Source organism: Sphingomonas sp. AC449, from assembly GCF_979253475.1.
This window is the reverse complement of the sequence record NZ_CEEDCZ010000006.1, coordinates 50,907-63,716: the sequence shown is the minus strand read 5'-3', so window position 1 is coordinate 63,716 and position 12,810 is coordinate 50,907. Positions and strand designations below refer to the sequence as shown.

12 protein-coding genes are annotated in these 12,810 nt (G+C 65.6%); 3 read left to right on the top strand and 9 right to left on the bottom strand.

Features of this window, described 5'->3' with window-relative positions:
• The first annotated feature begins 274 nt into the window (after positions 1-274).
• On the top strand, positions 275-739 hold the full coding sequence (locus AC0CH3_RS11735) for an NIPSNAP family protein (protein ID WP_354303840.1): 465 nt from the start codon (positions 275-277) through the stop codon (positions 737-739).
• Positions 740-764: 25 nt separating this feature from the next.
• Here the strand turns inward: AC0CH3_RS11735 and AC0CH3_RS11730 are convergent, their stop codons facing one another.
• Together AC0CH3_RS11730 and AC0CH3_RS11725 are read right to left on the bottom strand one after the other, a co-directional pair.
• Positions 765-1,064, bottom strand: a complete 300-nt coding sequence (locus AC0CH3_RS11730) for a helix-turn-helix domain-containing protein (RefSeq protein WP_056016919.1) — start codon at positions 1,062-1,064, stop codon at positions 765-767.
• A gap of 370 nt (positions 1,065-1,434) precedes the next feature.
• Positions 1,435-1,683, bottom strand: a complete 249-nt coding sequence (locus tag AC0CH3_RS11725; protein WP_354303838.1) for a hypothetical protein — start codon at positions 1,681-1,683, stop codon at positions 1,435-1,437.
• Positions 1,684-2,529: 846 nt separating this feature from the next.
• Here AC0CH3_RS11725 and AC0CH3_RS11720 point away from each other — a divergent pair.
• The gene (locus AC0CH3_RS11720; protein WP_457326018.1) at positions 2,530-3,042 is read left to right on the top strand and encodes a Ros/MucR family transcriptional regulator; all 513 of its coding nucleotides are present in this window, start codon (positions 2,530-2,532) and stop codon (positions 3,040-3,042) included.
• Positions 3,043-3,373: 331 nt separating this feature from the next.
• The gene (locus tag AC0CH3_RS11715; RefSeq protein WP_465237923.1) at positions 3,374-5,782 is read left to right on the top strand and encodes a glycoside hydrolase family 95 protein; all 2,409 of its coding nucleotides are present in this window, start codon (positions 3,374-3,376) and stop codon (positions 5,780-5,782) included.
• Here AC0CH3_RS11715 and AC0CH3_RS11710 read toward each other — a convergent pair.
• From AC0CH3_RS11710 to AC0CH3_RS11680, 7 genes are all read right to left on the bottom strand, one after another.
• Positions 5,743-6,186 carry a globin domain-containing protein gene (locus tag AC0CH3_RS11710; RefSeq protein WP_465237922.1) on the bottom strand — a complete coding sequence of 148 codons (444 nt, stop codon included), beginning with the start codon at positions 6,184-6,186 and terminating at the stop codon, positions 5,743-5,745. The two genes, AC0CH3_RS11715 and AC0CH3_RS11710, sit on opposite strands and share 40 nt — an antisense overlap.
• A gap of 92 nt (positions 6,187-6,278) precedes the next feature.
• A complete protein-coding gene (locus AC0CH3_RS11705; protein WP_354303832.1) occupies positions 6,279-8,033 on the bottom strand; it encodes a sensor domain-containing diguanylate cyclase in 1,755 nt (584 codons plus the stop codon).
• 319 nt (positions 8,034-8,352) lie between these two features.
• Positions 8,353-9,498: a hypothetical protein gene (locus tag AC0CH3_RS11700; RefSeq protein WP_354303830.1), complete on the bottom strand. Its 1,146-nt coding sequence runs from the start codon at positions 9,496-9,498 to the stop codon at positions 8,353-8,355.
• A 63-nt stretch (positions 9,499-9,561) separates the two neighbouring features.
• Positions 9,562-10,848, bottom strand: coding sequence for a cation:proton antiporter (locus AC0CH3_RS11695; RefSeq protein WP_354303828.1), 1,287 nt, complete (start codon positions 10,846-10,848; stop codon positions 9,562-9,564).
• Between the two features lie 123 nt (positions 10,849-10,971).
• Positions 10,972-11,856, bottom strand: coding sequence for an exonuclease domain-containing protein (locus tag AC0CH3_RS11690; protein WP_354303826.1), 885 nt, complete (start codon positions 11,854-11,856; stop codon positions 10,972-10,974).
• Positions 11,853-12,416, bottom strand: coding sequence for an alpha-ketoglutarate-dependent dioxygenase AlkB (locus tag AC0CH3_RS11685; protein WP_354303824.1), 564 nt, complete (start codon positions 12,414-12,416; stop codon positions 11,853-11,855). The genes AC0CH3_RS11690 and AC0CH3_RS11685 overlap by 4 nt, the downstream gene beginning before the upstream one ends.
• On the bottom strand, positions 12,413-12,574 hold the full coding sequence (locus AC0CH3_RS11680; protein ID WP_354303822.1) for a hypothetical protein: 162 nt from the start codon (positions 12,572-12,574) through the stop codon (positions 12,413-12,415). The genes AC0CH3_RS11685 and AC0CH3_RS11680 overlap by 4 nt, the downstream gene beginning before the upstream one ends.
• Positions 12,575-12,810: the final 236 nt, after the last annotated feature.

Below are 12,810 nucleotides of genomic sequence, written 5' to 3'. Positions count from 1 at the left end.
TAATCTTATATATTGCCTTCCGATGACTATAGATCGCGCCGCACTTACTGTTCGGTAACCGCACACCACTGCTTCCGAGCCTGGCGGCCCGGCTCATATCGGCATCATGGGCACTGCTGACGCGATCTCAGGCCGCGGGAATCCCCGTACCCTCGCCGCCCAGCCGGTGCCGTACGTCCGATACGGCAGCGCACGGGGCGGATGATCGGCCGGTTGCACGGTGACAGGATTCCCGTAGCTTGGCCGGCACCCTCGTCCCGAACTGGAGCGCTCGATGCTGCGACTTTATCTGCTTGCCGGTCTCGCGCTCGTCCCGGCGACCACCGCGGCCCCCGCGCAACAGGCACGCCACGCTCGCCAGGATGCGCTGTTCGAACTGCGGATCTATTATCCGGAGAAAGGCAAGCTCGCGGCACTGAATGCGCGCTTCAGGGACCATACGATGACGCTCTTTGCCAAACACGGCATGCGCAACGTCGCCTATTGGAACGAGGAACCGACCGAAGCCGCGCCCGAAGGCCGGCTCGTCTACATCCTGAGCTATGCCGATCGCACGTCGCGCGACGCCAGCTGGAAGGCGTTCGGCGCCGATCCCGCATGGCGCGCCGTCGTCGCCAGCTCCGAGGCGGACGGCAAGATCGTCGCGAAGGTCGAGAGCATATTCATGGCCGCGACCGACTATTCGCCGGCACTGCTCACCGCCACGCGCAACGGCCGCGGGCACGCTGCGCCCCGCTAACCCTCAGCCATCGGCGTGACTCCGCTCAGGCGGGCTCGCGCTTCTTGATCAGCACATATTGTCCATCGTTGAGGACGATGATCCGGGACAGGTCGTGCTGGTCGGGCTGAGGGGCCGACTGTGTGCTTGCCGGCGGCGGCATCTCGATCTCGAACTCCGCGACCATTCGGTACAGCGTGGCGCGCCCGCACCGGAGCCGCTTTGCCGTCAGCGTTCGCGAGTTCCCGCAATATGACAGAGCGGCAACAATCGCGGCGCGCTCGGCCGCAGCGAGCGTTCCTTCAATCTTCCAATCCGGAATCGATGGGTCTGCTTCCTTGTCCATTCGCAAGGACTGAACGATCCAACATAAACAGAGTATGACTGAAACATACAATTTGCCGCATGTCTCGGTTTGGCACGCAATTGCGTGAAACGTTCATCGGTCAAGGCTGATCACGTTACTGAACACTGGCTTAACTTAGACACTAATCCTGCGCAGCTTTTTACTTGTTCCGGACAGCGCGTCGTATCGGCATTGGTCACGCAGATGGTCGTAAAGACTTTAACACTACTTCGCGGCATTGACCTGCCATGAATAAGCCCGCCGGTCCTACGGCCAAAAGACTATGGCTATCTTGACCCGGACGATGATGCCGCGACCGGAGTTCCCCACCCGCCACGGGTTCGGGAGCCAGCGCGTTCGATCAGCGGGGTCAGTGCTTCGCGGTGATCGGCACCGACGCGCGTTGCGGACGGTCGACCGCCGCCTCCACGGCGCCGCCTGCCGCCGGCCGCTGGTGCCGGGTCGCGTGCAGGTGGCGCAGGATAAGCGCGAGGTCGCGCTCGGTCAGTCCGGTGCCCCGGTCGATAACGGCCGCAACGGGCAAGGGCTCGACCCACGCCGCAAGCCGGTTGCACGCTGCACCGAGTTCGGGATCCGCGGAATCGTCAAAGGCAGCCATCGCGGTAAAATAGCCCTTCCGGTTTGCCCTGCAAGGCTTGGGGCTGGTCCGGCGTGGCGCGGCACTACGCGATCTCTCCGGATTCTCCGGTTAATTGAGCATTGGGTCAGTCTCGATGCCTTGTTAACCATAAGAGTTTGGGGCTTACGGTACGCCATCGACGGTGCAGATCGCACCGCGGATGAGAGGGTGTATCGATGGCAATGATCCTGGTCGGGTGGGCTGGCTCTTCCCTGGCAACGTTTCTCGCGCTCGGGCACGCCGCGCACAAACTCAAACAGGCGTAAACCGGGCACCAGCCCTGCGGATCGGGGCCCATCGCCCGATCGGGTTTGACGGCGAGCAGCGCGCCCTGCCCCACCCCGGACGCCCCGACGCCCGCCCCACAAAATCTCTGACCGGCAAGGATGCCTTGCACCCCGCGTGATGCGTTTGCACCCGGCGGGGTGTGACATGCTCCCCCATGGAACGCCGAGATCTTCGCCTCGCGGTCGTTCCAATACACGCGATGGGTTGAGAAGACGCGAAGATCAGGCGCCGACCCACCCGCGGCGTCCCCCAAACTTCCACGCAGCAACGATGGAAGCCGATCGCACGACGCCAGTGGCGGCAGGTGGCGATGACACCCGGGACAATCCGCACAGTGCCGGCAAGCCGCCTCATCATGATGAGGCATGCCGGGAGGTTTACGCGATGAATGAACGCTATTGCTCGACAGCATATCGTTACAATTTGCCGTGAACGCGTTTGGACAAGAACTTAACCTATAATTTTCTACCTGATGCAACAATCGATTGCAGCCGGGGTTGTAGCTACTGGAATTCAAGCCTACGCCGCATGAATAGAATGGAGCACAATATGTCTGCAGATACCATCGAACTGAACCCTATAGAACTCGCGACCGAGTTGACGATCGCATGGTTAAGCAATCCCAACACGCGTACGTCCGCCGATGAGGTGCCCGCTTTTCTCGGCAAGATGCACAATTCCATCGCGGCGCTTGCTGGCAATGCGCAGGCATCGGGCACGACCACCGACGTGCCGACCGACTATTCTCCCGCCGTGACTGCAAGAAAGTCGCTTGCCGATCCCGACTACATCGTCAGCATGATCGATGGAAAGAAGTACAAGACGTTGCGCCGCCATCTGTCGACGCATGGCATGACGCCCGAAGAATATCGGGTGCGCTATGGCCTCAAGGCCGATTATCCGATGGTCTCGGCCAATTATTCCGAAAGCCGCCGGGCCATGGCGATGAAGATCGGTCTTGGTCGCAAGTCCGGCGAGACTGTCGGAAGCAAGACGGATGCCGCAAAGCCGGTCGCGCGCAAGCGCAAGGGTGACGCCCCCGGCGAATGAGGCACGGCGTTACTATCGGCCTGCTTCACATCTGATACATTTCTGCTTTGAGGACGGCAGCCTTGAGCCGCCGTCTTCGAAGCCGCCGCGGCGACCGGGTCCGCGCAGGGCAGCGCCATCGCTGCGCGGATCATGGTGCTGCATACCGCTCCTTGGTCACCGGTCCGAGCGACGAAGCCTGCATTTGCGAGCAGCCGACCTCGATCCCGCGATCGGCCGGCAAATCCCCGACATTGCGCACCGGCAGCGAAAAGCGGACAACATCCTCCCCCCAAGCCCGATCCGGTCAATTCCCCCCGAAAAATCCGCAGCGGCCAAAGGAAATGCGTCCATGGATACCCTGTCGCGTCGACAAGCGATGAAGGCCGGCACCGCAGGCGCGGCTGTCCTGTTGAGCGGCCCCGCGGCGGCGATCGGACAGCCGCGCGAGGGTGCCGACCACCCGTGGCGACTCTGGTATCGCCAGCCGGCCGCCGCCTGGACGGAGGCGCTGCCGATCGGCAACGGCCGCGTCGGCGCGATGGTGTTCGGCGGCGCGGGCAGCGAACGGCTCCAGCTCAATTGCGATACGCTGTACGCCGGCGGCCCCTATCGCCCCAACAGCCCGGAGGCACGCGGCGCGCTCGCCGACATTCGCCGGATGGTGTTCGAAGGCCGCTATGCCGACGCGGAGGCGCTGATCAACGTACGCGCGATGGCGCGCCCGCTCAAGCAGATGCCGTACCAGACCGCGGGCGACCTGACATTCACGCTGCCCGCGCTCGCGACGACCGATCGCTACGAACGCGCGCTCGACCTCGATACGGCGATCGCGCGCGTGTCGTTCACGAGTGCGGGCGTGCATCATGTCCGCGAGGTGTTCGCGAGCGCGATCGACGGGGTGATCGCGGTGCGGCTGACCGTCGACCGGCCGGGTGCGCTCGATGTCGCGGTGGCCCTGCAGCCGGGGCAGATCGGAAAGACCGATGCGCGCGGGCCCGACCTCGTCTTCGTCGGCCACAACCAGCCCTCGTCGGGGATCGACGCGAAGCTGTCGCTGGCGATCCGCGCGCGTATCATCGCACCGGGCGCGCGGATCGCCGTCGAGGGCGACACGCTCGTCGTGCGCGGCGCCACCGAGATGGTCGCCATCGTCGCGCTCGACACGAGCCATCGCCGCTATGACGACGTGTCGGGCAAGCCGGCGGACGTGACCGCGGCGGCGATCGACCGTGCGGCGCGCAAAGGCTGGAACGCGCTGCGCGAGGCGCACGTCACCGAGCATCGCCGGCTCTTCCGCCGCATGACGATCGACCTCGGCCGGACCGCCGCCGCCGACCGGCCGACGGACGTGCGGATCGCCGCGCTGACCTCGCCGGACTCGCTGTCGGCGCCGTCGCTCGCCGCCGATCCGGCGCTGGTGGCGCTGTATCACCAGTTCGGCCGCTATCTGCTGATCGCGTCGTCGCACGCGGGCAGCCAGCCGGCGAACCTGCAAGGCATCTGGAACGACAGCAATCGTCCGCCATGGGACAGCAAGTACACGATCAACATCAACACCGAGATGAACTACTGGCCTGCCGAGCCCACCGGTCTCGCCGAGTGCGTCGAGCCGCTCATCCGGATGGTCGAGGATCTCGCGGTCACCGGAGCGGAGACGGCGCGCGTGATGTACGGCGCGCGCGGATGGGTGGCGCATCACAATAGCGATCTGTGGCGGGCGACCGCACCGATCGACGGCGCGCAATGGGGCATGTGGCCGACCGGAGGCGCGTGGCTGTGCCTGCATCTGTGGGACCGCTGGGACTATGGCCGGGACCCGGCGTTTCTGCGCCGTATCTATCCGCTGCTGCGCGACGCCGCGCTGTTCTTCCTCGACACGCTGGTGCGCTATCCGGGGACCGACTGGCTCGTCACCAATCCGTCGCTGTCGCCCGAGAACCAGCACCCGCATGGCAGCTCGATCTGCGCGGGCCCGACGATGGACATGCAGATCCTGCGCGACCTGTTCGACCATGTCGTCGCCGCCGCCGCGATCCTCGGCACGGACGCGTCGCTCGCCAAGGAGGTCGCGGCCGCGCGCGCGCGACTGGTCCCCAACCGGATCGGCGCGCAGGGGCAGCTGATGGAATGGATCGAGGACTGGGACCTCGACGCGCCCGACCTCCAGCATCGCCATGTCAGCCACCTCTACGGGCTCTATCCCAGCGCCCAGATCAGCCTTGAGGAAACGCCCGCCCTCGCCACCGCGGCACGCCGATCGCTCCGCATCCGCAGCGACAACGCCACCGGCTGGGGGCTGGCGTGGCGCCTGAACCTGTGGGCGAGGCTCGACGATGGCGAGCACGCGCACGCGATCCTCGGCCATCTGCTCGGGCCGGGGCGCACCTATCCCAACATGTTCGCTTCGCACCCGCCGTTCCAGATCGACGGCAATTTCGGCGGCACCGCGGGCATCACCGAGATGCTGGTGCGCAGCCGGGGCCAGACGATCGATCTGCTCCCCGCATTGCCGGGCGCCTGGCCCGACGGGAGCATCCGGGGCGTTCGCGTCCGGGGCGCCGCCGAACTCGATCTCGCCTGGAACGCCGGCACCTTGCAGCACGTCCGGATGCAGTCGGCGATCTCGGAAACATGGACACTGCACTACGGCGATCGTCAGCGCCGCGTGACGCTGTCCCCCGGGCAGACGCTGACGCTGAATCCGGCGGATTTCAGACGTCAGGATCCGGGGTCGAACAGGCCCGCCGCTGCAGGATAGGCGTCGGCGATCATCACCCCCGCCGTCTCGGCGTACACCGCCTCCCAGGCCTGACGCGTTGCGGGCGTGAAACCGTCCGCGAGAATGTCTGCGAACGTATCGATCAGGACGGCGCCGATCACCGCATAATGATAGGGCTTCACGCCGTACTGGACATGTCGTCGCGCCAGCGCCGACAGCTCGGGATGCAGCCGCCCGAGATCGACGACATTCTCGACCAGGACATCGATCGTCTCCGAGAACACGGCGATCTGATGCGCCATGTCGTCGGGGAAAAGCGCGCGCGCGAACGGATGATCCAGCAGCAGGCGATAATAAAAGGCGTCCGAATAGCGCGTCGGTGCACGGCTGATCAGCGCATAGCTTTCGCGCACGAGCCTGATCTGATCTGCCGTCAGAGACACATCGCCCTCCCCCGTCGGCTCCCCCCGTCGAGTCGACTTTGCCGCATCGCCGCCTGTCGCGGCTGATCGCGGATTATCCTGACGCCGCAGCATCATGACGCCAAGCGCAATCGGTTCCGCCCGGCATCTTTCGCCGCATACAGCGCGACATCGGCACGCTTGAGAATGACATGCCCCGTGTCGTCGCCCTGCGTCGTCGCAACGCCCAGGCTGACGGTGACTTTCGGCTGCGTGCCACCCCGCGATGCCTCGATCCGGGACCGTACGCGTTCGGCGATCTGCAACGCGGTGTCCGCATCGGTCCGCGGCAGGATGATGACGAACTCCTCCCCGCCATAACGGCCGATCAAGTCGGTGCTCCGCAATCCCTCGATCGCCGACGCCGCGACGCGCTTCAGCACCTCGTCGCCGACATCATGTCCGTACCGGTCGTTGACGGCCTTGAAATGGTCGATGTCGAACAGCACCACCGACAGCGCGGCATCGCCGTCAGCGACGTCCGACAGCGTCGCATCGAGATATTCGACGATCCGCCGGCGGTTCGCCAGCCCGGTCAGCGCATCGGTCGAGGCCAGCGCCATTGCCCTCTCCGCGCTCCGGTTGGCGGCGTCGCGCGCATCCTGCAGCACCTGCCGCGCTTCGATCTGCTCGGTCACGTCACGGATCAGGCCGAACAGCCCGATCGCGTCGTCGGTCGACGAATAATCGCGCTCGCCCTGTGTCGCGACATGGCGGATCGCGCCATCGGGCCGGACGATCCGGGCCTCGAAGGCAAAGGGCTGCCCGCTGGAGAGCGCTTCCGCGACAACCTGCGACACGACCGCCCGGTCATCCGGATGATAGAGGCCGATCGCCTGTTCGAGCGACGGTGGCCGATCTTCGGGAAGCCCGTGCATGCGGAAGACCTGCGGCGACCAGAAAATGGTCTGGTTGACCGAATTGACGCGCCAGTGGCCGATATGCGCGGCGGCCTCCGCCTGATCGAGCAGGCGGATACGCTCGGACAGATTGACCCTCAGGCGATCGCGCGCCGCGAGCAGCGTCGCCATCGGCAGTGCCGAGACGAACAGCGACAGAAGATAGAACTGGAAGAACAGCAGGCGCGAATCATGCGATCCCCGGATCAGAAAGATCGGGCCGGAATCCCACCCGAGCGCGAGCGACCCGATCGCCGCGACGACGATCATGCTGATGATCCCGCCGAGCATGCCGCCACGCAGGACCGCGACGACGATCACCATCATCGGCACGAACAGCATGGGAAACCGGGTTTGCGAGAAGGTCGCGCCCGCCGCGACCGCGGTGCAGATGATGATAGCGATGAGGTTGAGGACATCGCGCCGCGCGACCGCCTGCCGTGCCGACACCAGCAGCTCGAACAGCGCGAGCAACAGCGGCGTGACGAGGAGCATGCCGAGCCACACGGTACTGAACCAGGACAGGATGAACGCGCGGCCGGCCTGCGGCGCGATGCACGCCGCGACGCCCGCGCTCACCACCGCCGCGACCAGCGAGGCGAGAAAGAACGCGGCGAGCCCCGCCGGATCGACGAACGAAACGCGGCGTCCCGACCGCCGCCGCAGCAGCAGCGCGGCGACGACCGCCTCGAGGCCATTGGCGGCGGTAAATCCCACGGAGACGTAGAGATCGGCGCCGGTGAGGAAATTGGCGGAAAAACTCGCGACGAGCGCCGCGATCGCGAACCGCCAGACCGATCGCCGGCGAACGATCAGCAGCGTCGCCAGCAGGATCCCGCTCGGCGGCCAGATCGCGGCGATGCCATGCGCCCCGCGTGTCGCCAGCAGCGACACCACTGCAAAGGCGAAATAGGCAATGCCGAGAGCCATCGGACCGAGCGGTGAATCACCCAATCGTATAATCATTCGTCGCATTGCAATCGGTTATCGGGAAATCCTTAACGACGAGATTACCGTCGCGCATCATCACGCTGTCGTATCGACCAGCGCCATCGCGTGTCGCCCGCCGCGCGGCCGACGGACCGGCGGAGGATACGGTCCGCCCGAGGCGAATATTCCGCACCAGCCCCCGCATTGCGTCTGACGGAGCGCGTCACCGGGCGCGACATCAGCGGACGCCACGCCTCCACGCGGCGAGTTTAACTCGCGGCAAAGCGCGCCGCTGCCGAAACGTCGGCGCCTTGGACCGCTAGCTGCCGGCGTTCAGACGTGCCTGTCGCGCATGTCTGCGGCTCACCTCTTTCATGGCATCGGTTTCGGTGAGATCGACGACATGGACGGTGAGCGGACCGATCCGCTGCGGTATGCGGCTGCCCGTTGGTATCTCGAACGTGGCCCGCACGGTGAACCGGTCGATCCGGTACATGCCCGCATCATTGTCGCTGCCGCTCAGGGGAATATAGCGGCGTGAACCGATCTGCTTCAGGATCCCGGGCGCCCATTGTCCGAGCCCGGCATTGCGCAGCACCTCGACGCCGGCCGTTTTTCCGTCAGGCCGAACCCAATACCCCACATCGGCAAATCTGATCTTCGAATCATGCCAGGGATCCTTCTCGACCAACGTCCGTATCGCGTTGATGTCATTGATCGGTGGCGCATAGAGCAGCTTCGGCGGCCCCTCGGGGTTCTGACGTAGTCGCGCGGCAAGCGCCTCTATGCCGTCACGCTTGCCTTGCTGGAACGCGATCCGGGCGCGCAATATGTCGCGCAGGTCGGTCATCGACGTTTTGTTCTTGGCCGCCAGACCGACGGCTTCGTCCGCGACGCGTTCGGCGTCCTTGTAGCGACCCGAGCCCATGAGCAGCCACGCCCGCCGAAAGGCGCTCCCCGCGGCGATTTCGCCTTGTCCCTGCGCAATGGCCAGGCGCTCGACCTTTTTATAAATGCCTTCGGCAAGTTGAAGCCGGCCCAGCTTGATCAGAGTATCGGCAAAGTCGATCTCCTGCCCCAACGTCGCGCTATTGGCCTCCCCCAGATAGCGGCGCAGCGTCAGTACATTGTTGCGGGCCGACCTCAGCCACAGCTCGTCATTGCCTTGATGCTCGGCAACGGTGGCGAGCGTGGCGTAAAGACTCGATACGGGGCCCGGCAACCGCTCTGCATATGGCACGTTGCGCTTGATCGCCTTCTGGAGAGACCGTTGGGCATCGTCATACCGGCCGCCGGTAAATTGCTCGACAGAGGTTTGGAGCGTAAGTTCGATCTCTTCGTCAGGCGAACAGTTGCGGGCAATGCAAGCGGCCAGCTCTCGCTCTGCTCGTTTGCCAACCACGACAATATCCGGCGATGGCGGCGCGGCAGTAACTTGTACGGCGAGAAGCAGCAGGGCCAGCATTGTATCATCGTCCTTGTCCTTGCTCCCGCTGTCAAGCGGCACACGTGTTGGGACGCGAAGGCATCAGCTGCCCTCGGCAGGCCGCTCATCCTTGTCCGGGTCTCGCCCATGGCTGCGGTCGAGCAGACGCATGATCGGCGTCACGGTGAGCCCGTGCAGCACGATCGAGAACAACACGACCAGCCCGACCAGTCCCCAGAGCCGTTCGGCGCCCGTCACGTGGATATGGTTGAGGCCATAGGCCAGGTAATAGATCGACCCGACGCCGCGTATGCCGAAAAACGCCAGCGTCAGTTTCTCCGACCGGTCCGCCCGGTGACCCCACAGCCCGATCAGCCCGGTGACCGGGCGGATCACCAGCAGGATGACGAGCGCGACCAGCACGTCCGTCAGCGAGACCGATGCCAGCAGGCCGCTGACCAGCGCACCGCCGAACAGGAGAAGCAACACCATCATCGCCAGTCGTTCGATCTGCTCGGTGACATCGTGCATGTCGTGATGGAAATCGTGCGTTCGGTGCGTCCCGCGAAACGTCAGCGCCGTGACGAACACCGCAAGAAACCCGTAGCAATGGATGATCTCGGTAACGCCGTAGGAGATGCACGTCGCGGCCAGCGCAATCAGCCCGTCGCCGGTCTGCGCCAGTTTGGTCTGCGCCGGAACATGGAAGGTCAGCCAGCCAAAGGCGCGACCGATCAGCCAGCCGGCGCCGACGCCCGCGCCGATTTCCCACAGCACGCGGTAGCTCAGCCACTCACCCAGCCACGGTCCCTGCGTGCCGGCAGCGGCCGCCGCCATGATGGCGAGATGGACGAACGGAAACGCGAAACCGTCGTTGAGCCCTGCTTCCGACGTCAGTCCGAAGCGCACCTCGTCTTCGTCGTCGCTCTTGGGTGGCCCGACCTGGATATCGGAGGCAAGAACGGGGTCCGTCGGTGCCAGGCTCGCCGCAAGCAGCAGCGCGATCGCCCATGGCAACCCCATCCCCCACGCCGTCACCGCGGCGATGGCGAGAATGCCAAGCGGCATCGTGATCGCAAGGAGGCGCCACGTGACCACCCACTCGCGCCAATGAAACACCCGGTCGATCTTCAGGCCGGCGCCCATCAACGCGATGATGACGACGAACTCGGTAAAGCGCTCGGTGATCTCGGGGTACAGAAGCGGCAGCGGCCTCAGCGTCACCTGCGGCAGCGAGAAGAGCGCAGCGCCAAGCCCGATGCACACGATGGGCAACGACAAGGGCAGCTTGCGGAGCGCCAGCGGCAGCCAGACGACCAGCGCGGTGAGCAGGCCAAACCCGGTCAGGATGAGGATGTACGGGTCGGGCAACCCGAAAGCGGCGATCATGACGGGTCTTTCGGGTCGGGAATGCGACCGTGCCGCAGGCTCGGCACGGTCATGGGCTCCGGCGTCCGAGCGCATCGCCGATGCCAACGTTCCGGAAGACGCGAAGGGAAGCCCGAAATTCCGTCACGTTGGCGGCAGCGCGAGGCGATGACGAAGTTCCGGTTCTGTGACGATCTCGATCGTCGCCTTGCCTCGCCGAAGCTCTTCCACCCGGCGGTAGTCCGCATGCGCGGTGACGAAGCGGCCAAACGGCTGGTCATCACTGATGACGAGCATCGTCGTCGTGGAACCGACCGAGGCCATGACGCGCGCACCGGCGGCCGCCAGATGCCGCGCGAGCGTGCCATCGCGCGCGCCGCCGAGGATGGCCACGCGCTGACCCTTGAGCGGCCCCCTTGCCGCGGCCTTCAACGCGACACCGCGGCGCCCGCTCGTCGACGACAGCCAGCCGGCGAGCCCGATACCGGTGTGCTCGATGGCACGCACGATCACCATGCCGGCGGCACGCGCGTCGCTCAGCGCATCATGGTGCTTGTGTCGAACGCCAAGGAACTGTGTCAGCACGTTCAGCCTGTGACTGGGCAGCTCGGGCCACGCGCGTTTCGCCACGCGCACGCTGTCGAGCCACGTCGTCTCGATGGCGGCCTGCCCATGGATCGCACACGCCGCGCCAAGCGCTCCCTTGTCGAAGTAGGAGTGCGCGACGGTGATCCGGCCTGCGAGATGTCCGTCGATGACGGCATGGACGTCGCCGAAATTCGGCGCGCCAACGACATGATCGCCGGTGATCCCATGGATGCGCGTGTTGAACGACGAAAAATGGTCGAGCGGGTCGACCAGCGTCTCGTAGGCGAACAGCTCGACGCCGTTCCTGAAGCCGACGATACCGATCTGGCAGATACTGCTGACGCGCGAGCACGCCGTCTCCACGTCGACGACCACGAAGTCGGGTACGGCGGCATCCGATGCGGGCGATGGAGGCTGCTGAACGGGGTCGGAGGCCGTCATGGTCGGCCCGCAAGGCTGCGGAACGTGATTGACCACCGCGGCCGCTCCATCGCGACGATGCTGTGCTCCCAGTCGTGACGGGCGGGTCCGCTCAGCTGGTAGGCGGCGCGCGGATCGAGCGGGACCGACGCCCTGTCGAACCCATCGCTGCGTCGACGTCGAAACCGCATCTCGGCGGGCGCGCCGAGCGATATGCCGAGGACGTGACCATAGATTGGCCGGTCGCGATGCCATCCGATGCCCGCACCCGGATCGTACCGGATGAGCAGTGCCTGGATCAGGTCCTCCGGATCGAGATCTGCAAAACCAGCCGCCCGGTCGCGGAACGGCAGCAGCCACCCGGGGATGGGTGGTGCCTCTGCCGGCCGGCCGACCTCGAAGTCATAGCTCCACCCGAACGAGGTCGTGAGGCGCTTGCCGGTCCAGCCCTGGAAGCGGAAGGGCGTGAGATCGGTCGCATCGATACGCTCGATCAACGCGTGCTCCTCGCCCGCATCGACCAGGTCGGCGCGCGTACTGAGCCCGGGCAGCAACGGCGCGTCGAACAGGTCCAGGGTCACGCCATCGTCGCCGCGACGATCGGACGCCGGCCCGGCATGGCTGACGGCGGCGCGGCAAGGCTTGAAACGGCAGCGCCGACCCGGCGGATGCCCGTCTTCACGAAGGCGAAACAGGCGTCCATGGCGACGGGGACGATCGTGCGTGCGACGGCGCTCATCCTCCACCGATAGCAAACACGGAACGAAGTGGGAACAGGCCTGTGTACGATCGCCGCACCCGCTGCGTTCGACCCGAGCACGCGTGCCGCAGTCCCGCCGCTGGCGAGCGCCGGTTGCAGACGTTCGGACCGCCTTGCCGACTTTCGCCGATCGCTCATCCGACCCATCAGCCGCGCCCGGCGACCCGGCTCGGTCCGTTAACCGAGGACGGAGCGCAGGCCGAACCACCGCCGCG

Excerpts from the sequence above, each read along its gene's own strand:
- AC0CH3_RS11695 (WP_354303828.1), bottom strand. The coding sequence starts at position 10,848 with ATGATCGCCGCTTTCGGGTTGCCCGACCCGTACATCCTCATCCTGACC.
- AC0CH3_RS11730 (WP_056016919.1), bottom strand. The coding sequence starts at position 1,064 with ATGGACAAGGAAGCAGACCCATCGATTCCGGATTGGAAGATTGAAGGA.
- AC0CH3_RS11720 (WP_457326018.1), top strand. The coding sequence starts at position 2,530 with ATGGAGCACAATATGTCTGCAGATACCATCGAACTGAACCCTATAGAA.
- AC0CH3_RS11700 (WP_354303830.1), bottom strand. The coding sequence starts at position 9,498 with ATGCTGGCCCTGCTGCTTCTCGCCGTACAAGTTACTGCCGCGCCGCCA.
- AC0CH3_RS11680 (WP_354303822.1), bottom strand. The coding sequence starts at position 12,574 with ATGAGCGCCGTCGCACGCACGATCGTCCCCGTCGCCATGGACGCCTGT.
- AC0CH3_RS11690 (WP_354303826.1), bottom strand. The coding sequence starts at position 11,856 with ATGACGGCCTCCGACCCCGTTCAGCAGCCTCCATCGCCCGCATCGGAT.
- AC0CH3_RS11735 (WP_354303840.1), top strand. The coding sequence starts at position 275 with ATGCTGCGACTTTATCTGCTTGCCGGTCTCGCGCTCGTCCCGGCGACC.
- AC0CH3_RS11705 (WP_354303832.1), bottom strand. The coding sequence starts at position 8,033 with ATGGCTCTCGGCATTGCCTATTTCGCCTTTGCAGTGGTGTCGCTGCTG.
- AC0CH3_RS11725 (WP_354303838.1), bottom strand. The coding sequence starts at position 1,683 with ATGGCTGCCTTTGACGATTCCGCGGATCCCGAACTCGGTGCAGCGTGC.
- AC0CH3_RS11715 (WP_465237923.1), top strand. The coding sequence starts at position 3,374 with ATGGATACCCTGTCGCGTCGACAAGCGATGAAGGCCGGCACCGCAGGC.